At 37.5% G+C, this 21,870-nt stretch carries 15 protein-coding genes; all 15 read left to right on the top strand.

Translation table 11 applies throughout. From position 1 onward, the window contains the following. Positions 1-189: 189 nt before the first annotated feature. The 15 genes from J2Z23_RS16685 to J2Z23_RS16755 all read left to right on the top strand — a co-directional run bounded on the left by J2Z23_RS16685 (position 190) and on the right by J2Z23_RS16755 (position 21,740). Complete coding sequence (locus J2Z23_RS16685) at positions 190-2,295, top strand: alpha-L-rhamnosidase C-terminal domain-containing protein (protein ID WP_209974624.1); 2,106 nt, start codon at positions 190-192, stop codon at positions 2,293-2,295. A 78-nt stretch (positions 2,296-2,373) separates the two neighbouring features. Next, the gene (locus J2Z23_RS16690; RefSeq protein ID WP_057987084.1) at positions 2,374-3,975 is read left to right on the top strand and encodes an extracellular solute-binding protein; all 1,602 of its coding nucleotides are present in this window, start codon (positions 2,374-2,376) and stop codon (positions 3,973-3,975) included. A gap of 34 nt (positions 3,976-4,009) precedes the next feature. Next, positions 4,010-7,654, top strand: coding sequence for a DUF5722 domain-containing protein (locus J2Z23_RS16695; protein ID WP_209974626.1), 3,645 nt, complete (start codon positions 4,010-4,012; stop codon positions 7,652-7,654). 554 nt (positions 7,655-8,208) lie between these two features. Beyond that, on the top strand, positions 8,209-9,588 hold the full coding sequence (locus tag J2Z23_RS16700; RefSeq protein ID WP_209974628.1) for a sulfatase family protein: 1,380 nt from the start codon (positions 8,209-8,211) through the stop codon (positions 9,586-9,588). A gap of 154 nt (positions 9,589-9,742) precedes the next feature. Then, a complete protein-coding gene (locus tag J2Z23_RS16705) occupies positions 9,743-11,683 on the top strand; it encodes an ABC transporter substrate-binding protein (RefSeq protein ID WP_057987090.1) in 1,941 nt (646 codons plus the stop codon). A 147-nt stretch (positions 11,684-11,830) separates the two neighbouring features. After that, complete coding sequence (locus J2Z23_RS16710; RefSeq protein ID WP_057987092.1) at positions 11,831-12,829, top strand: ABC transporter permease; 999 nt, start codon at positions 11,831-11,833, stop codon at positions 12,827-12,829. After that, complete coding sequence (locus J2Z23_RS16715) at positions 12,826-13,974, top strand: ABC transporter permease (RefSeq protein ID WP_338018442.1); 1,149 nt, start codon at positions 12,826-12,828, stop codon at positions 13,972-13,974. The genes J2Z23_RS16710 and J2Z23_RS16715 overlap by 4 nt, the downstream gene beginning before the upstream one ends. 15 nt (positions 13,975-13,989) lie before the next feature. Beyond that, entirely contained in the window at positions 13,990-15,081 is a 1,092-nt protein-coding gene (locus J2Z23_RS16720; protein ID WP_082881262.1) for an ABC transporter ATP-binding protein, read from the top strand. After that, positions 15,071-16,084 carry an ABC transporter ATP-binding protein gene (locus J2Z23_RS16725; RefSeq protein ID WP_057987094.1) on the top strand — a complete coding sequence of 338 codons (1,014 nt, stop codon included), beginning with the start codon at positions 15,071-15,073 and terminating at the stop codon, positions 16,082-16,084. Before J2Z23_RS16720 ends, J2Z23_RS16725 begins: the two co-directional genes overlap by 11 nt. After that, complete coding sequence (locus tag J2Z23_RS16730; RefSeq protein ID WP_057987097.1) at positions 16,081-16,464, top strand: hypothetical protein; 384 nt, start codon at positions 16,081-16,083, stop codon at positions 16,462-16,464. The genes J2Z23_RS16725 and J2Z23_RS16730 overlap by 4 nt, the downstream gene beginning before the upstream one ends. Next, positions 16,454-16,918: a hypothetical protein gene (locus J2Z23_RS16735; RefSeq protein ID WP_057987099.1), complete on the top strand. Its 465-nt coding sequence runs from the start codon at positions 16,454-16,456 to the stop codon at positions 16,916-16,918. The genes J2Z23_RS16730 and J2Z23_RS16735 overlap by 11 nt, the downstream gene beginning before the upstream one ends. A 13-nt stretch (positions 16,919-16,931) precedes the next feature. Further along, complete coding sequence (locus J2Z23_RS16740; protein WP_057987101.1) at positions 16,932-17,765, top strand: sugar phosphate isomerase/epimerase family protein; 834 nt, start codon at positions 16,932-16,934, stop codon at positions 17,763-17,765. A gap of 401 nt (positions 17,766-18,166) precedes the next feature. Beyond that, positions 18,167-19,189, top strand: coding sequence for a Gfo/Idh/MocA family protein (locus J2Z23_RS16745; RefSeq protein ID WP_057987102.1), 1,023 nt, complete (start codon positions 18,167-18,169; stop codon positions 19,187-19,189). Next, positions 19,189-20,007, top strand: a complete 819-nt coding sequence (locus J2Z23_RS16750) for a sugar phosphate isomerase/epimerase family protein (RefSeq protein ID WP_238482821.1) — start codon at positions 19,189-19,191, stop codon at positions 20,005-20,007. The genes J2Z23_RS16745 and J2Z23_RS16750 overlap by 1 nt, the downstream gene beginning before the upstream one ends. Positions 20,008-20,330: 323 nt before the next feature. Beyond that, positions 20,331-21,740, top strand: coding sequence for a sulfatase family protein (locus tag J2Z23_RS16755; RefSeq protein ID WP_057987105.1), 1,410 nt, complete (start codon positions 20,331-20,333; stop codon positions 21,738-21,740). The last annotated feature ends 130 nt before the right edge of the window (positions 21,741-21,870 follow it).

Consider the following 21,870-nt stretch of genomic DNA (forward strand, 5'->3'; position numbering starts at 1 on the left):
TATTCTATTGATATGCAAAAGTATACTTAGTATAATGAATAACAAGTATTGAAAGCGCTATCTATACTGTGGAATAAAAAATATATTAGGGGGGACGGTAAATTAACAGAAAAATAGTAGATTTGCAGGTTAGTTCGGATTATTAATTGATGAAGGTAGGTTTTTAGTTTGACAGGAACGACTAACTATATGGGAAAGATTCCTTCTTGGGTATGGCATGAAGATGGAATGAAACAAAAAGAGATTATTATTAAAAAAACATTTCACCTTTTAAATAAAGTTGGAAATGTTTCATTTAAGATGGCGTTAACGGGAACAGCAAGTGTTTTTCTTGATGGGATTCTTATTGAGACGCTAAAAGAACATCCCCGTTTAGTCACTCGTTTTGAAGAAATCACAAATTTTCCTAACCATTTAAAAGCTGGTCAGCATGAGCTCAAGATTGAAATTAAATGTGAGACACCTATGCCTGTGGCACCTATTAGTATTCATTTGTCAAACCGTTTATTAGGAATGATTGGCTATTTAGAGGGGGATGATCTCTGGATACCTACTGATACAACATGGATGACAGAGAATAGGCAAGTGACTGAAATCTGTGTATATGGAGAAGAACCTTTTGGTGATTTAGAGAATAGTCCACCTTCGTTTATTAGAGGCGGTTTTGAGGATATTGTGACTAAATCAATTAAAGAGATTACTATTTTAAAGGAAAATTTACTAGAATCTAAGTGGCAAGATCAATTGGAAATTTATGGGGATTTGGGAGAAACATTTCCTCTAAGTGAATTTGAAGAGAAGGACAGATTTATTTTTTATCATGTTCGAAAACAGACAGAATGGCGAGAAAAAAGAAAATGGCAAAGAAGCCTGGACCTTAGGGGAATTCCTAGTATAAGAATTGACCTACAAAAAGAATATAATGCCAGATTTATCGTTAAAAATAAAGGCGCGATCCCCCTCACTATTCTTTGGAATGGATCTGAATCTATTGATGAATTAGAACATTATGATGGATGTATGACTGATTGGTTAGAAATAGAGCCAAATTGTCAAGCAAGCATTTTACCTCAAGGAATGCGTTACTTGGATTTCTTCATCTATGGACAACCAAACTGTAAATTTCATGCGGAAATAGGCTTTGAAGAGGCCTATGCTGAGTTAGAACAAGTTGGTCGTTTCACAAGTGATCTGCCGTTATTAAACAATATTTATGATGTGGCAGTTCATACTAATCGGATTTGTCATCAACTTGGATTATGGGATGGTATTAAACGAGACCGCTTGAATTGGGTTTATGATTACTACATGGCAGCCAAAGCGGATTATGTTTTATGGGACGATTTTAAGGTTTTGAAACGATCAATTGTTGAACTTGGCCATGGAACTCCATACGGTTATTGGATGAATAGTATACCATCGTATACACTATGGTGGTTTAATAATGTTTGGGAATATTATTTACACACGGAGGATAAGGAGTTTATCCTTGCGATGAAAGAAGATATTCAGAAGCATCTCCAATGGGTAACGGATAATATAGAATCTGATACAGGATTTTTTAAGGAAAAGCATGCTCCTTTTTTAGAATGGGTGCCAATGGAAGAGGAGGAATATTGGAACGCCTTTCATGCTCTCCTTATGATCACGAAGAAAAACTTGAATCAATTGATCGCATATGTTCCCGAGCTAGGTAGTCCAGTAAAATGGCAAGAACCCAATTTAAAGGAAGAAGACTTTTTAGTAAATAGCCAAGCTTTAATTATTCCTTTAATGGGGATTTTAAGTGGTGTTGTTTCCGATACAAAGGCGATTGAGTTTCTGAAGACATATAAACCTACTAATCCAATTTCGCCTCTATCCGCCTTTTGGATGGCAGAGTGTTGTTCAAAATTTGGATTACAAGAACATGCATGGAATGTGCTCCAAATTGTTTGGGGATATATGCTTGAAAAAGATAGTACAACTTTTTGGGAAAGTTCAATATTAACAGGGAAGCGTGATTTTCATCATAATCAAACTACTTATACGGCTTATGATTCTTATCGGATGAGCTTATGCCATAGTTGGTCAAGTACCCCGGTTCAATGGATCAGTCGTTATATCTTAGGGATCAAACCGATGAAGCCAGGATTTAGGGAGGTTGTTTTCAAGCCTCTGCCGTTAGCTGAATTAAGATATTGTTCTGGTTCAATAAGCACGCCTTTTGGAGCTATTTATGTGCAGGTAAATAAAGAGAAAAATGGGGAGCTTGCGACAAAGGTAATTGCCCCACCTGAAGTTAGAATAATTTGACATTATTTAGTTTTAAATCCTTAATAATTATATTTTTAATAGAGTGCGTGAAATTTACTAAAAATGGGGGCGTATTTAATGAAGAAAAGGTACTATGTAGCATTATTAGTAATATTTATTTGCATCCTAGCCGGATGTACAAACGCTAAAACGGAAGGACAAACGGATAAAGGTAATCAATCCGGAGAATCCTCAGAAAACTTTAACTCTGAAGGTTTCCCATTGGTCGATGAAAAGATAACTTTGAACATGATGGGAGCATCAAGCGCAACGCAATCTCAAACATGGGATGAACTTGACGTATTTAAAATATATGAGGAGAAAACCAATATTGCATTTGAATTTAATACGCCAGATTCCGCGAATATCAGAGAAAAACTGAATTTAGCTTTTGCCAGTGGAGATCTACCGGATGTATTATTCGGTGCGGGATTAACACAGGAGGAAGAGGCGAAATTCGGTTCCCAAGGACAGCTAATTCCGTTAGAAGGTTTAATTGAAAAATATGCTCCCAACCTTCAAAAGCTATTAGAAGAAAATAAAGAAGTAGCTCGTTCCATTACTACAGCAGATGGTCATATATATTCATTACCATTTGTAGATACAGAAATAGGTTTTGGTCCATACCCGAAAATCTGGATCAATCAAGTATGGTTGGAAAATCTTGGGCTTGAAATGCCTGAAACAACAGATGATCTATATAATGTTTTGAAGGCTTTTAAAGAAAAGGATCCAAATGGTAATGGAGAAGCAGATGAAATACCCATGATTGCTTCACAGGACGTCAATATAGCTGGTGCTATGTTAAACCATTTTGGATTTACTGGACATCTGGACGTTACTTCCGGTGAAGTAAGATATGCCCCTATAGAAGAGGAATATAAAGCGTTTTTATCTTACATGAATACGTTGTATAAGGAAAAACTGTTGGATCCTGAAGCATATTCACAAAATAAACAGCAGGTAAATGGAAAAGGGGAGAATGGACAACTTGGTGTATTTCATGATGCAGGTCCTTTTCTGACTGTTGGTGTAGAGAGAAATGAAGAATATGTTGCTTTACCGCCATTAACTTCGGAAGTGAATAATGAAAAGTTAGCAACAAGACACTCTTTAGTAGCAACAGGAGTCTTTGCGATCACTAGTGCTAATGAGTATCCAGAAGCTACTATCCGTTGGGTTGATCATTTCTACAGTGATGAAGGGGCAATCTTTTTAAATTATGGTGAAGAGGGGGAGCACTTTGAATATGTTGACAATAAAGAAGGATTAAAAATATTAATCCCTGAGGGAATGACTAGAGATGAATATAGAAATACCTATACACCTGTCACTACACACCCAAGAATTCATGCTCCTATACAAACTCTTGAACTGTATAAACAAGATGAGTTTGAACCATTAAACTATCATATTATGCAAGAGACTAATAAAAGTGTAAGACCTTATGCCAAATCAACTTTTCCGATTGTACATTTTACCCAAGAGGAAAGGGATGAATTAATTCAAATTAGAACAGATATCGAGGATTATGTGGAGCGGATGGAGGCTCAATTTATTACAGGGGTGCAATCTTTAGATGGTTGGGATAAGTATATCAAGAAGTTAGAAAATATGAAGGTAGATAGATATGTTCAAATTCATCAAGATGCTTACGACCGTTGGCAAGCTGTAGAGTAATCTGTGTCGGAATGAATAAGGAAGGAGTATTGATATGAAGCGCATGAAAAATTATTTGGTAGGAATCGTTTTAGTCATGATCATCCAACTCGCCTTTGGACAAACGGTTTTGGCAGGACCTTATCATCCCGACATCGTAGAATCAGACAATTACAGGACAGGGAGCGCCATTTATGCAGAAAAAGTCATTAATGACTTTAATACACCAGAACAAGCCACACAATGGAAGCCGGGAGAAAATACGAAAGAGATCAACTATGCTACAAGTATGGCGCAAGGGCCTGTCTACGAAGGGGCCGGTGTTTTAGAGCAAGTACCAGAAGATGTAAAAGTATATGAATGGAGGACGATTTATCGAGAGTTGGACAAACCATTAGATTTGTCGGAGTATAACTATTTCGCCTTAGCCGCAAACTCTTGGGCTTGGCAGTCTGTTGATTATTTTCTTAAGATCCGGTTGTACAGTGGAGACGATGTGTTTGAATCAATAACGAAAATGAATCCGAATACTTGGAACCCATTATTTTTAAATATTAAAGACTGGGAAAATAGAGACTCTATTACCAAAATAGACATTTCATTTTTGCAAAACTTTGATTTAGAAGGAGTCGCCCCCGGGGATCCGGGTTATGACAGTTGGAATGGACGTTTCCAAATTGATTATATTGTAGCAACCAATATTTTAGATTTAGAATTTTCCGTCGATGGAGAAACAGAAGGGTTTATGGCTCAAAATGGTCGTTTACATGTTCAAGATGGAGCGCTCCATTATGAAATATCTGATCAAAATACGTATTTAGAGTCACCACGATTGTTACAAAATCTGTCTGTTGCGGATACATTAGTCGTTCCAATGCAAAACACGACAGATGCTCAGCAAGTGAGAATTTCTTGGATTACTGACGAAGATCCAAAATGGGATGAGAAAAAATCAAAAGTTTTTGAGATTGAATCATCGATAGAATTTATTAACTATCAATTTAGTTTTGCGAGTAATCCAAAATGGAAAGGGACTTTGGAGCAATTTCGGATTGAACCCATCATGACCACACCAAGTGGATCTTTAATTATAGACAAATTTAAACTGGATATATCGTTAAATATTGATGATGATTACCAAGGGCGAATTGATGTAAGCGAACTTACGAATAGAGACTCAATTCAAATTGGCGGAATGGTGGACCAGCAATATTTAGAAGCTAATCCTCAGGCTGAATTAAGATTGTATGAATTACAAACGTATGAAAAGCTAGACGATATTGCTGACTTAACGCCTATTGCCAAAAAGGAAGCTGAAGCTACCTTTACATTTGATTTTCCTTTAAATGAAAATGGCCATAGCCGCTTATATTCGAAATTTGTTGTCACCTTAAACAATCAAGCAGGGGAAATATCATTTGTTGATAGCCCACATTATATAACAAATCCCGAGAAATTAGCGGAAAATGACTATCCGTTCCCACAAGGGAAAAGTAAGAAGGGCTTACAAGTGCAAATGACAGATGATGCCGAGGAATTAGGTGTAAGCCACGCTGCGATTAACGTTTCGTATAATTCAATGTTATATAAGGAACATAATCATCCAGATGATACAATCGTCTATGATTTCGAAGGGGAGACATTTTATTTTAAAGAAAACTACGTGAGAAGTTTGGATAGTAGCATAAAAAGTCTATCAGACAATAATAATGTCGTTTCATTAATATTAATTCTTTATAATGAAATGGATCCTGACTCACCAAATGAACATTTAATTCATCCAGATGCAGAATCGGGAGGTACTGTATATGCGATGAATACGGCGAATTCAATGGGTGTCAAATATTATAAAGCAATTACAAACTTCTTAGCTGAGCGTTATACCCGTACAGATGAAAAATATGGACGTGCTGTAAATTTTATTGTCGGTAATGAGGTCGATGAAAATCAGATATGGAATAATATGGGGCCGAAACTTGTTACAGAGTATATAAAAGAATATGCTCAAACCTTAAGATTGACTAATACAATTGTCAAAAGTAATTATGAAAATGGCCGAGTTTATGTTTCCTTAACACATAGTTGGGATCGGGATATACCGGCAGGGGCGATGTGGAGTTATGATGGCAGAGATATCGTTGATATGTTACTCCAGTTTATTCGTTCCGAAGGAGATATTGCTTGGAATATAGCTTATCATCCTTATCCAGAAAATCTCATGGATCCCGTTTTTTGGAAAGACCCAAATGCTGGGGACAATTTTGATACTGATGTCATCACCTTCAAAAACCTAGAAGTGTTAGTCGATTATATGAAACAGAACGACCATTTATTTGATGGTGACATGCGAAGAATAATATTGTCTGAGCAAGGGTTTCATAGTCTTGATAATTCACTAGAATCACAAAAAATACAAGCGGCAGCCTATGCGCTCGCCTATTATAAATCTAAATTTTTAGATGGTATTGATTCCTTTATTCTGCACAGGCATGTTGACCACAAGGAAGAATATGGACTCCATCTAGGATTATGGACGTATGCGGATGTAGGAAATAGTACTCCACAAGATAAGAAATTTATTTATGATGTAATGAAATATATTGATACAGAACGTTCTTTAGAGGTAACGGAATTCGCAAAGCCAATTATTGGTATTGATAGTTGGGAAGAGATGATACCAAACTTTGACCCTGAACTATTAGCGGAGAGACAACTCCCAGTTGCTGTTGAAACAGGGGTCGTGAAAAAACAGTGGCATAAGAAGAAAATAGCGGATTTTGACGATGGGATTGGTCTATGGGAGCCTGCAGATAATACGCGGTCAATAGATTGGAATATCAAAGATTCATTGGCTGGAAAAGGTTCTTTACAAGTGAATTTTAATACATTTGCTAAATATTGGCGGGGAGCTGATATAAAACTAGATAAGCCAATAGATGCTGAGGCTAACCCCTATTTAAGCCTTGGATTAAAAATCCCCAACGCACCTAAGGATCAACTGTATACAGCCAAAGTGAAAGTTTATAATGGAGAAAATTATGCGGAAGGCATTTATTCATTCAAGGATGAAAATGAGTGGAAGCAAATTGCTTTAAATCTAGAAAAATGGCAAGGGAAAGAAGCGATTGATCGTATAAAAGTTTGGATTCAATCAACTACAATAGATAATTGGGATGGTTCATTTTTAATTGATGAAGTAAGCTTAGCAACTGCTGTAGAGATGCAACCTGAACTAGATGATTCTAAACTTGTGGAGCTACTCGATGAAGCTAAATCAATTAAGAATGAAGGAAAGTATACGGAAAACACATATACCGCCTTGCAAAGAGCTATTTTGGCTGCAGAGAAATCTCTTAAAGAAGTAACAACAGAAGAGGAACTGAACATGGAGATTACAGCTTTACAGTCAGCTATAGATGGACTTTTAGCTTTAGATGATCTTGATAGTTCTTATATGCAGTCCATCCTTGAAAAGCATAAGGGAGAGTTATCTGAGAAAGACTATCGTTCCTTAAGTACTCATTTGATAGCAGTAGGTCAATTTGAGAAAAAAGGTATGGCTGCAAAGGTGATAAAACATATGAAAAGCTTCAAGCAATTGATTGATTTCCAGTTGACAAACAATTCGATTCTTAAAGAACTCCATGAGGTGCTAGAGAAAGATGCTGATTCCCTCATTCTGAAGTGGCAAGAAAAGTAAATAAAGATCTAATTGACGAATAAAGAGGGCTAAAAGTCGAGAATCCCTAAAAAGCCTCCTATGCCAATGGCATCACTTCAGACTCCGGTCAATAAGAAGCAATACAAAAACGTTGTGCGGTACAGGAATTATAAGTGGAAAAGAAGTAAGGACGCTGCAGATTGAGTTTGTCGTCAAGATGCGCGAATATTTGTCTTTGATTCACTGTCATTCATTTCAGAGTCTTAGTTGATGATCTTCCCATCGGTGTTGTCGTTTTAGGGACCTTTGACAACTAGGAGCTACGGAACGTTTCTACCCTAGTTTCCTAGACAGCCTCTTTTCACTTTAGAATCCAAATAGAAGTTTCCGCTTTGTTTGGTAGCCTTCGGCTAATTAGCTGTATCTAAAAAAATAAAGAAAAAAACAGATATTCGGAAACATAACCAGCTTTTGGCTGGATAAGCCAAAAGAATTGTCCTAATTGACCACGACTTATTGCTAATCCATTAGTAAAATGATAACTAACATTTTTGAATAGAGATGGATTACGTTTTGAAATGAGGGAGACCTAGATGAAAATGATTTTTATTTCTTTGGACACTTTAAGGGCGGATCGATTAGGGTGTTATGGATACACTTCACCGACTAGTCCCTATATAGATAAAATTGCTAGTGAAGGTGCCTTATTTGAAAACGCTTTCGCGTCGGACATACCGACAGAAGTAGCCCATACGAGCATTTTTACTGGAAAAGTAGGATTAACAACTGGGGTTGTCTCCCATGGGGCTGCTTCTACCTATTTATCAAAAGACCAACAATGGTTACCGGCTACATTACTGCAAAGTGGCTTTACAACTGCAGCAGTCGACAATTTATATAATTTAAAAGAATGGTTTGCAAGAGGGTATCGTTATTATATCAATTCAAAACAACCGACAAGATGGATTGACGGTAAGAATATCAATGCATTGGCAAAACCGTGGATCAAAGAACATAAGCATGAGGATTTTTTCCTTTTCTTACATTATTGGGATCCACATACTCCCTATTTGCCACCTAAGAGCTATATTCCTTCCTTTTATGATCAAAGAAAAGATCCTTATGACCCCGCGAATAATAGCATGGAACCTGCCTTTAACCATGCAGCTTATCCGTTTTTTAAATATCATCACTATGACTTGCTAGATGGGATTACAGATACAAATTATATGAATGCTTTATATGATGCGGAGATTCGTTACTTAGATGATTTATTAAAAGAATTAGATTTGTTTTTGGAGGAAGAGGGACTAAAAGAAGATACACTATTAATCTTATTTGGTGATCATGGTGAAAGTCTGACAGAGCATGATATTTATTGGGATCATTGTGGATTATATGATCAAACTGTTCATATTCCGATGATTATGCGGTGGCCAAATAAAATTCCAAGCAACAACAGAGTTCAGTCCCTTGTTCAGCATGCAGATATTATGCCGACAATATTAGAATGGCTGCAACTAGATATGCCTAACGATTTGGACGGAAGGAGCCTAGTTCCACTAATTGAGGGACTAAAAGAAAAACAACACAAAGAAATATTTCTATCTGAATGTGCTTGGCAAGCCGCTAGGGGCATTCGAACCGAAAGATTTAAATATATTGAAACCTATGATGCCGGTCCATTTACCCGCCCGCCTGCTGAGTTATATGATCTACTAATTGATCCTAACGAAACGACAAATCTCGTAGAATCTCTTCCAGAACAGGCACATATCTTTCAGACTCGCTTGCATAACTGGCTAAAGGGGAAGATTGGAGAAAAGGAAGATCCGATGAAATACATTTTAAGAACAGAAGGTCTACCCTTTAAGAGAAGGATACAAAAAGTTTTAGAGGAATATGGATTGACTTGGGATGAGTGGAAGCGGAATCCAAGTCGAATGAGGATTGATGGGATAGTGAAAAAATAGATTTAGGTAAGGGCTAATTGATAGAACAATTTCCTAACAGACTTGTTGGGAAATTGTCTATTATAGACAATTATATAAAAAAAGGGGGAATTTGCAGTTAAATGACGGAGTATTGCGTCAACATTAGTCGAAAAAGTTGTAGAGGAGGAAGAAAATGAAGGGCTCGATCAAACTATTTTTCATCTTTTTACTCGTATTATCAATGGCCATAGGGGGATGTACACCCAAAAATGAACCATCCAGCACTGCAAAAGATTCTGAGAAAGAAGACACGGTGAAAGAGGAAGAAAAAGTGGTAGATGTAACAGATATTACGGAGTTTGAGCAGGCACCGATGCTGGATGAAAGGGACCTTCCACCAGTTAAAGAGCGGCTACCAAAGGAACCAAAGATTCCAAATGAATTACCATCAGATCAACTTACTGTTGAAATCGGGAAATATGGTGGAACATTAAACACTGTTGCACAAAGTGTCGACTGGGATCCTGATTTATTTGTTATGAATAATGAACCACTCCTAAATACGCCAGGAATTTTGGGAGAAGAGGTTACAGGAAATGTTCTGAAAGACTATGAGGTCTCTGATGATGAAAAAGAATTCACATTTTATATGAGAGAGGGATTACGCTGGTCAGATGGTGAACCAGTTACAACAGAGGATGTAAGATTTGCTATTGAAGATGTGCAATTTAATGAGGAGATAACACCAATTCTACCCGCATGGCTTCATTCGGGAGGCAATGTAGATGGCGCGCCAATGAAATTAGAGATTGTCGATGAAAATACTTTTAAAATTTCTTTTGATGAACCGAATGGAGGATTTCCAATTAGCTTGGCCATTCAAAGTTGGCGAGGATATGCCGATTTGTTAAAACCAGCTCATTATTTAAAGAAATTTCACAAAGATTATGCAGATCCACAAGAATTACAAGAGAGTATTAAAGAAAATGATTTTGCCGAAGGAGAAGATACGGATTGGGTAAATAATTTTAACTATCTTGACATTACAGAAAGAGAATTAAATCATTCCAACGCAGTAGATTTTCCTGTTTTATATCCGTGGTTACCAAAGGAAAAGACAAAAACACATGTTACATTTGAACGAAATCCTTATTATTTCAAAGTCGATGCAGAAGGGAATCAGCTTCCCTATATTGATACTTTGAAGAGTGCAATTGTACAAGATACAGAAGTGACTGCTTTGAAAGTTATTGCTGGAGAAGTCGACTTCAATCGTGAAGCTACAGCATTAACCAAAATGCCTGTTTACCGTGAGAATGAAGAGCAAGGCGGGTATAAGGCGATTTTGGCTGATTTGCATAACACTCCAAGCGATGTTTTCTTGAATTTGACGTACGAGGACCCAGTCTGGCGTGAAGTTGTACAAGATTTACGTTTTAGACAAGCCCTAAATTATGCGATTGATCGTGAAGAAATTATTGAAACGCTCTATTTTGGATTTGCTGAGCCATCGACGATTATTGATAGTACTTTTAACATTGATAAAGCTAATGAGCTGTTGGATGAAATGGGAATGGAGAAAGATTCAGACGGTTATCGAATGGGACCAGATGGTAAACGCTTTACTATTCCATTTGAAGTTCAAGCAGCTGCACCTGATATTGTACCTCTTGCAGAACTATTGACAGAAATGTGGAAAGAAATCGGTATCCATGTAACAGTTAAAACGATCGATGAAAGCCTTTGGGGGAATAAAAACGAAGCAAATGATCTACAAGCATCAATTATGTGGACACATACACCACTTTATTATATGCAAGATTTAGGAACGGGATTTTGGGGACGGCAATGGGAAAGTTGGAGAAACTCAGGCGGGAAGAAAGGGGAAGAACCACCAGAAAATGTAAAGAAATTTTATGATTTAATGGCAGAAATGAATGTGAGTAATCCAGAAAGAGCTGTTGAAATTATGGATGAATTACGACAAGAAATGCATGAAAATGTTTACTATTTTGTGCATATTGAACATGTTAAGCAGCCTTTAATTGTGAATGCTAATTTGGGAAATGTAACGGACGGTGGCTTAGCGATTGCCATTAATTTCGCGGGTGAGCAAATGTTTTTTAAAGAATAATGTAAAGGAACTTAGGGAGTCGATTAATATTACAAGACTACCTAAGTTTTCCTCCTGTTTTTCTTGAAAAAGAGGAAGTATAACTTTCGATTAATGTTGAATTTAGCTTTAGCTGTCTTGCGCTTTTCATAGAAAGGAGAGGATAGGATGTTACATTATATCGGACATCGCGTTTTGCAATTGATTCCACTAATCATCGCCATTAGTATAATATCTTTTGCTTTAATTCAACTACCTCCCGGTGATTATCTCACAACGTATATTAATCAACTTGAGTTGTCAGGAACGGAAGTGTCGGAAGGAACGATTATGAGTTTGCAAAGACAGTATGGACTTGACAAACCAATGTATGCGCAATATTTTATCTGGATAAAAAATATTGTTTTACATGGTGATTTTGGACGATCCTTTACATGGAATGAACCAGTAAGTGATGTGATTGGCGAACGGCTTGGATTAACGATTGTCATCTCTATACTAACGTTAATTCTCACTTGGATTATTGCCATTCCAATCGGGATTTATTCTGCTATCCGTCAATATTCTATTTTTGATTATATTTTTACATTTATTGGTTTTATTGGACTGGCTATACCTAATTTCTTGATTGCTTTATTTGTCATTTATACGGTGTTTGTTCATACAGGGGTGGCAATCACAGGGTTATTTTCTCCTGAATATGTGTCAGCACCATGGAGTATCGATAAAATCCTAGATATGTTGCAAAGGATTTGGGTACCTGTTCTTATTATTGCTGTGTCAGGGACAGCAGGCTTAATTAGAGTCATGCGCGGAATGCTTCTAGACGAATTACAAAAACAATATGTGATTACAGCACGGGCAAAGGGAGTGAAGGAGAAAAAATTATTATTTAAATATCCTGTCCGCATGGCGATCAATCCGATTATCAGTACAATTGGTTGGACACTTCCGGCCATCATATCGGGGGAAGCGATTGTGTCGATTGTTTTAAACTTACCGACAACAGGACCTATGTTATTGGAAGCCTTAATGAATCAAGATATGTATTTAGCTGGAAGCTTTATCTTACTCTTAAGTATTCTCACCATCATTGGCACATTAATATCTGATATTTTATTAGCTTGGTTAGATCCGAGAATAAGATTTGGAGGGGTGGAAGAGTGAATCCCGAGATTACTACGAATAATCAACAAGTTCCCGTTCAGCCGAATCAAAATACAGATGATCATTATGAAGTTGCTTCACAATGGAAATTAATGTGGATGAAATTTAAAAAGCATAAATTAGCGATTATATCCGCACCAGTTTTACTGGTTTTGTTGATTTTAGCTGCTTTTGCTGAATTTTTGAGTCCGCATATTCCATTAGAACGATTCTCTGATTATAAATATGCACCTCCACAAACTTTGCATTTTGTTCATCCTGAAAATGGCTTTAGTTTACGTCCTTTTGTTTATGATCTCAAAGAAGAAATGGATCAAAAAACATTTCGAAAGACTTTTACAGAAGACCCTTCCAAAGCTTATTATCTACATTTTTTTACTAAGGGGACTGAATATAAATTTTGGGGGCTGTTTAAAACAAATCGCCATATTATTGGTCTAGAAAATGCGGATGCTCCCTTCTTCTTAATGGGAACAGATTCGCTTGGGCGTGATTTATTTAGCAGAATTTTACATGGCTCAAGGATTTCGCTTTCTTTTGCTTTTTTAGGAATTATTTTAGTTGTGATTCTTGGAGTCGTTCTAGGAGGTATTTCTGGTTATTTTGGTGGGATTGTAGATACGATTATTCAACGTTTAATTGATTTATTAATGTGTATTCCAACGATCCCCTTATGGATGGCATTAGCCGCAGCATTACCATCAAGTTGGTCACCAAGCAAAATATATTTAGGGATGGTAATGATTTTATCGATTATTGGTTGGACTGGACTAGCGAGAGTTGTTCGCGGAAAAATTCTCTCTCTTCGTGAAGAGGATTTTACAATGGCAGCAAGGCTCGCTGGAGCAAGTAACTTTCGGATCATTATGAAACATCTTGTTCCTTCATTTGCTAGCTATATCATTATTAATGTGACAATTTCGATCCCAACGACCATCTTGGGGGAAACTTCATTAAGTTTCTTAGGACTGGGTTTACAGGCCCCTGTAGTCAGTTGGGGAGTGTTATTAGGGGAATCTCAGAAATTGGAAAATTTAGCTCACCACCCGTGGTTGTTGTGGCCAGCTGCATTTATCATTGTTGCTGTGTTAGTGTTTAACTTCCTTGGAGATGGTTTGCGTGATGCAGCAGATCCTTATAAATAAAGGAGTGAGTAGGGAATGAGAAAAAAGTCAGTTGTGCTTGAAAAGAAAGCTACAATTGCCTCTACTATCCATGAGGATGATGAGGTTCTTTTAGAAGTCTCTAATTTAAATGTCCATTTTCCATTAGAGGAAGGAATATTGGAAGCCGTAAGTGGAGTAGATTTTAAATTAAAGAGAAAGAAAACGCTCGGTATTGTTGGGGAAAGTGGTAGTGGGAAAAGCGTTGCCACAAAGGCGATTCTCCAAATTGTTGAGAGCCCAGGGAAAATAGCCGATGGAGATATACTATTTCGTAGAGATGATCAACAAAAACAAATTGTGAATATTGCGGAACTTAATCCGAGAGGAAAAGAAATAAGGGCAATACGTGGTGGAGAAATTGCCGTTATTTTTCAAGAGCCGATGAAGGCGTTCTCTCCTATTTACACAATTGGAAACCAATTGGTTGAAGCTATTCTCTTGCATATTACAGGAGATGAGAAGGAAGCTAAAAAAATTGCAATTGATACATTGAAGAAAGTAGGAATGTCAAATCCCGAACAAAGAATGGAACAATATCCTCATGAATTATCTGGGGGAATGAGACAAAGGGCTATGATCGCGATGTCTCTATGTTGCAATCCGTCTATCTTGATTGCGGATGAACCAACAACTGCTTTAGATGTCACTGTGCAAGCGCAAGTCTTAGATTTGATTAATCAGCTAAAAGATAATTTTAATTCAGCTGTTATTTTTATTACTCACGACTTAGGAGTAATCGCTGAAATGTCTGATGAAGTTGCCGTTATGTACCTTGGAAAGGTAGTGGAATACACAGATGTCGATACTTTATTTTTCGGTGCATTACACCCCTATACTCAAGGATTGCTGCGATCTATCCCAACTGTGGGAAAAAGAGATGAACCATTAGATTCCATTGAAGGAGTAGTTCCGATTCCAATTAATTTACCAAAGGGTTGTGGTTTTTATTCCCGATGTCAACTTGCTGAAGATGGTTTATGTAATGTTGTTGAAATTCCTCTTGTGGAAGTTAAGGATGGCCATTATGTAAGATGTGTCAAAGTGAATCAGAATCAAAAGAAAGGAGGTCAAAATAATGGAGAATAAAATACTGGAAGTCGAATCTCTGAAAAAATACTTTCCTATTAAAAAAGGTTTCTTTAGAAGACATGTTGGTGAAGTAAAGGCTGTGGATGATATATCCTTCTATGTGAATCAAGGGGAGACATTTGGGCTTGTTGGGGAATCTGGATGTGGAAAGTCGACACTGGGAAAAGGATTATTACGGGCAATTGAACCATCTAGTGGGGAGGTCAAATTTAAAAATCGCCATGGTCAAATAGTCGATGTAACAACATTGGATTATAAAGAATTACGAGATATTAGAAGGGATATGCAAATGATTTTTCAGGATCCTTATTCATCCTTAAATCCAAGAATGACAGTATTAAATATAATTGGCGAACCGTTAATCTGTAATGGAATGGCTAAAGGGGAGGGATTAAAAACAAGGGTAAAAGAATTGATGGAGATTGTTGGATTAAATAGTCGTCATCTGGAAAGGTATCCCCATGCCTTTAGTGGAGGACAGAGACAACGTATAGGAATTGCTCGGGCGCTTGCAACTAATCCGAAATTTATAGTTTGTGATGAGGCCGTCTCTGCCTTGGATGTTTCAATTCAGGCACAAATTATTAATCTATTAGAAGATTTACAAAAGGAATTTCAGTTAAGTTATTTATTTATCTCACATGATTTAGGTGTTATTGAGCATATTTCTGATCGGGTAGGTGTCATGTATGTCGGGAAGATGGTCGAAATGGCAAAGACGGAGACATTATTTTCTACTCCGAAGCATCCATACACAGAGGCCCTTTTATCTGCAAAACCTGTTCCAAATCCAAGAATAAAGAAGGAAAGAATTATTCTGAAAGGTGAAGTAGCTAATCCAGCTAATCCTCCAACAGGGTGTTATTTTCATCCGCGTTGTCCATATGTTAAAGAGATTTGCCAGGTGGAAAGCCCAGTCCTCCAAGAAGTTAGTGAAGGTCATCATGTGGCTTGCCATTTTGCCAAAGACTTGGATTTGAAAGGCTCTGTTGCCATATGATTCTTCTGCTAGTGATTATGTATGCAATTTCACTACTCCTAATTATGTTAGGCTCTATTTGGTGTATGAATGTGTTTGCGAAAAAATATATTGGAGAAAAACATCTTGTATTAGAAGAGGTAACAAATGGTGAGGTTCCGGAAAAGTGGTCAAGACAATATCAAATGAAAATAAAGAATTTAGAAGCAAAAGGTAATACTAAGAAGGCCTCACGCATAGAGAAGACAGCTCAAAAATCATATTCAAAAAAATTGCAACGCTTAGTCCGTTATATCCAAAAAACGAATTTAGTTGAAAGTGAAGAGACCCGTTCCATATTGCTTTCAGATCTTGAAAAAACACGTCGACAATGGAGGAATCAACTTCCAAATGAAGAATGACTCCAAGGGCCAAGCAACGATACTGAAGCTAACAGTATTGGGATTAGCCACCATATCAGCCGGAATAGCATTGGGTCTTTGGTTTGTAATAAGAGATACATTGATGACTTATCTTTTGTACCTTTCTTTTGATAAATGGAAAATACCGGCAGTCGATAATTTTTCTTTTGTGTTATTAGGGATTGGTTGGCTCATTTATGTGTTTCTTATCCATTATAAATTAACTAAAAGCTTGGAAAGTCGTAAATTATTTAGTACTTTTTTGATCGTTTGCGGCTACCAAATTCTGTTGTTATTTCTTTGTAATGTTTCAAGATTATTATTTATTGGTCATTCAGAATGGAGTAGTGTATTTCTGCGTGGAGGAGAACTAGCTATAAGTTTGGCATGTTTGCTTATAGCATATAGCTGGAGAGCGAAGAAAAGGTTTAGAGACGTAAAGCAATCAAAATGATGGAGGGATATAAATGGATGTAGGCGTGGTATCAAGAAGCTTTCCCGAAATGAGTAATAAGGAAACAGCAGAATTTTTGGCAAAAGAGGGTTTTAAGTGGACGGAATTATGTTTCTCACAAACCGATTCTAATTATTGGGTGTACAATGGTAGATCTGATTTAACAACACTTACAAATAAGAAAAGTAAGGAAATTATTGATGTATATCAAGCATATGGGATTGAGGTAACAGCAATTGGTGTATTTACGAATCTATTAGAGCTAGACGAAGGGGAGGCACAACAAAACTTAGCTTATTTTGAGCGATTGATGGAGATTGCTGCTATCAATAATATTCCTTATGTTGCGACAGAATGTGGCTTTATTCCAGGAAAAAGGGGAATCAATGCTGATACCTATGAATCTGCTTTTGAGCTATTTAAAGATCGCCTAGGTCAGCTTGTGCAAAAGGCGCAGAGTTATAATATATCGATTGCCCTAGAACCATGTGTGTTAGATATTATCCCAAGTGCGAAACGAACAGTAGATTTGATCAAACAAATTGGTTCAAATCATCTTAAAGTCCTTTTAGATCCAGCCAATTTGATTGCCAATCAATCTGAAGAAGATATGTTTAGATATTTGGCTCCTTATATTGCTTATTTCCATGGGAAAGATCGTAAAGTTAATGATGCATATGGACGTGCCATTGGAGATGGAGATATTAATTGGCCATTATTTTTCCAACTATATCATCAGTATACGGAAGGTATTCCCTTTATTATGGAGTATGTGAATTTAAATAATTGCTGTGATATACGTGATCGTGTTTTACGGTTTGAGAAACAATCATTGACACTTAAATAATCGGACTAGGGATGTCCTCTCGAAAGTGACATCCCTAGATTGAAACTTATTGAGGGATTACGCTCTCCTTTCTATAAACAACCGGAAAATCATCGCCTTTTAACTCCAACTCAATATAAACGACAATGTTTAGAATTGTGAATTCTAAAAAATTGTCCGAATTGACCATGAACTTGGCAGAATCCACAATGTAGCATCTATTAAATCTCTGTAGTATATAGATAAAACAACAGAGAGAAATACCTAATTTAGAAAACGCTTACCATCATATTAATTAGAAAAGCCTTGATTAAGACTGATCGTAATTTGTCAACATGAGCAAAGTCGCTTTGCGCCAAGTAATCGTGTGTACAACAACGGGTTACTCCGTTGAATAAAATAAATTAAAAGAGGATGATTTCATGACATTAAAAGTAGCGATTGTCGGTGTAGGGAATATTGGGAATACGCATGCCCCAGTTTACATGGAAAATACGGATACGAAGATCGTGGCGGTTTGCGACATCGTCAAGGAAAAAGCGGACAAAGCCGCTCAACAATACGGTGCAAAAGCTTTTTACAGTGTCAAGGAAATGCTCGCTAGTGAAATCCAATTAGATTTAGTAAGTGTCTGTACAAAAGGGGAGGAAAATGGTGGCGAGCATTATGCCCCTACAATGGAATTACTTGAGGCTGGAATTCCAGTATTAGGAGAAAAACCAATCTCCAATAAACTAGAAGAAGCTCAAGAAATGGTTGATTATGCTCAGGAGAAACAAATTCCCTATGCAGTCAATTTGAATCATCGTTTTACCCCAGCTGCTGAACGTGCCAAATCATGGATTGAAGCAGGACGTCTAGGAAAGATTCATATGATTAATATGAGAATGTGGATTAATAATCCTGTTGAAACCTCTCCATGGTTCCATCTTCGTGCTCTGCATCCCCATTCCTTTGATGTAATTCGTTATTTTTGTGGAGATGTCAAACGAGTAGCAGCCTTTATGATGAAAGGGGAAGGAAGAGCGATTTGGTCGAATGCTCAAATTATCTTGGAATTTGAAAATGGCGCGATTGGTCATTTAGTAGGTAGTTATGATGCAGGGGCAAGCTACGGATTAGAGCAATGTGAAGTGGTTGGATCGAAGGGAAGATTTGTGCTTGAGGATGCATGTGAACATTTAACATTTTATCCACGACATAATATTGAAACTGAAAAGTATAGCTATCTAGGTGGAATGCGCGCTTTTCCTGAGACATTTAAAAGTCGAATTAATGCCTTTGTTGATCAGTTGAATGCGGGCGTAACATACGATCGAGTCAATGGCTCTGGGGAGGATGCATTGAAAGCACAAATGATTATTGAAGCGGCGATCCGTTCATGGGAAACGGGAACAATTGTTGATGTGAAAGACTTAGAGCGAATTCCGGGAGGGGTAAAATAATGAAACTAGGAGTTAATTCCGTTTTATTTAAAGACTTTGATTTCGCTACTGCGGCCAAGCAAATTGCTAGTTGTGGCTATGACGGTGTGGAGATTGCAGCCATTAAGGGAATGTGTGAACATCTACAGTTAGATCGGTGGCGAGAACAAGCAGAAGAATTACGGGCGATTGTAGCAGACAATGGATTAGAATTTTTATCCATGGAAGTAGCTTCCCTTGACGAAGAGCGACTTATTCAAGCTTTTGAAGCTGGTGCCGAATTAGGAATCCCCGTTATCAATGTAGGACCGGGTGGAACAGCAGGAGATGAGAATAGTTTATTACATTCCATTGAAACCCTTCGTTCCTTATCGAAAAAAGCGGAGGAATATGGAGTGACTCTATGTGTGAAAGCACATGTCGGTAATGCGATCTATAACACTCCAACGACTTTGCAAGCAATGAAGGATATTACTTCACCTGCATTTGGGATTGATATGGATCCAAGTCATATTTATCGTGGAAATGAAAATCCTGAAGAAGAATTGCCAAAGGTATTAAGTAGAATGAAGCATGTGCATATTCGTGATTGCAAAGGAAGAACGGCTGGACCTGGGGACATTCAAAACCAGGCTTGTGGGCGAGGGGACATCGACTTATTCGCCTATTGCAAGGCTTTGGTGGATGGGGAATATGAGGGCCCTGTATGTCTTGAAGTAATTGGCGCTAACCAACATTCCCTAGCAGATGTTTCGATTGTGGCTGCCGAAAGTTACGGTTATTTAAATGCCTGTCTCCAAAAAATAGGAGTTCGGAAGCCAAAGTTGGTAAAAGAGTGAACCTGGCGTTTTCACTAGAGAAAAAAGTCTAAAATTCTAGCTCATGCTGGATCTAGCCCTAGCGCCCGACAACTAGTAAACGTGCGGTGCCTGCTTGCGTAAGTCAATATCGATTCGCCTGTTAGGATCCCTTATTCGACAGTCAGTTTATAAGGGGGTCAACAGAATCTAGCTAGAACGGTGTTGAGATATACAGGGATGGACTGTGTAGACGAAGCAACCAGGCAGTTGCACCTTAATTTTACTACCGAAGGACGGTGTGAACTTAGCCGTTCATTCTTTAAATGGGCGTTGGCGTTTTTTTTGAAAAGGAGAGATGAGAGATGAAGAAACCTAATATTATTATGTTTGGTATTGATAGTCTGCGCAGAGATCATATGAGTTCCTACGGATATGATCGTTTGACGACCCCTCATATGGATCAATTCGCAAAAGAGGGTGTGTTGTTTGAAAACTATTTTAGCCCTAGTATTCCAACTACACCTGGTTATGCTTCTATGCTAACGGGGATGGATTGTTTTGGGACCGATGTAGTGGCACTTCGTCATAAGGGACCATTAGGAGATCATGTACAGACCCTTCCAGAAATCCTTGATGATCATGGATATCAAACAACTTGTATCGGATTTACCGGTAATCCATCATCACGAGGTTTTCAAAAATATATCGACTATCCGGGATGGGGACCAGATGAAACGGGAAAAAGCCCAAAAGCAGAAAACTTAAATAAAGTCGCGATCCCAGAACTGAAAAGATTAGCTAGTGAAGAAAAGCCCTTCTTCTTATTTATGCGTCATATGGATCCTCATTCTCCATATTTACCACCTGCGCCATTTGATCGGATATTTTACGATGGGAATGAATGTGACCCAACCAATACATCATTAGAAAAATTAAAGGAATTTAAACCCTTTGCAGATTATATCACTTCATGGTTACCAGAAGGTTGTACAGATGCTGATTATGTGGATGCTCAATATGATGGAGCAATTGCTTATATGGATGCTTGTATTCAAAAGATATTAACAAGTATCCAAACATTAGGAATTGAGGAAGAAACATTAGTGATTATTACTTCTGATCATGGAGAGACATTGAATGAACATGATTGTTGGTATGATCACCACGGTCTTTATGAACACAATCTAGTCATTCCCTTAATTCTTAAATTTCCAGGTAAATTGCCGGCAGGGAAAAGGGTGAAAGAATTCACCTTAATAAAAGATCTGACACCAACAATATTGGAATTACTTGATATTAAAGTGGATATTTCATTTGATGGACAAAGTTTGCTTCCGCTTGTTCATCATGATCTCCAACGTTTCCAGCAAACATCAGAGTTTTATATTACAGAATGTACGTGGATGAGGAAGCATGGTTGGAGAACACCGGAATGGAAATTAATTCGTGCGTTGGAGCCTGATCTTCATTTCAAACCGGAAGTGGAATTATACAATATTTTTACAGATCCACTTGAATTGAATAATGTGGCCGAGCGAGAGCCAGAAATTGTTAAGGCATTGACTGAAAGAATGGAAGCATATATCGCGAAAAGAGAACATGCAACAGGCAGGACTAATCCAATGTACACAAATCTACATTGGCATGGGCTTGAACAAGGTCCATTTGAAACATCGCAGGAAGCCTTTGATTCAATGTATATTGGATCAATTGAAACGGCACAAGATTTACAAGCGAAAGAAAAGGAAAAAGCGAACGAATCGAAGGTGTGAGGAAGAAATACATTCATAGTGCAGATGTGTCGAAGATAATGTAAAGAAGATCAAAAAATAATGCGTGAGGCTGGGACATAACTAAAATGCTAATCCTCAAAAGCGAATATTGCATTACCTTAGCGAAGTA

This window comes from Lederbergia galactosidilytica (assembly GCF_017873565.1).
Classification (GTDB): Bacteria; Bacillota; Bacilli; order Bacillales; family Bacillaceae_C; genus Lederbergia; species Lederbergia galactosidilytica.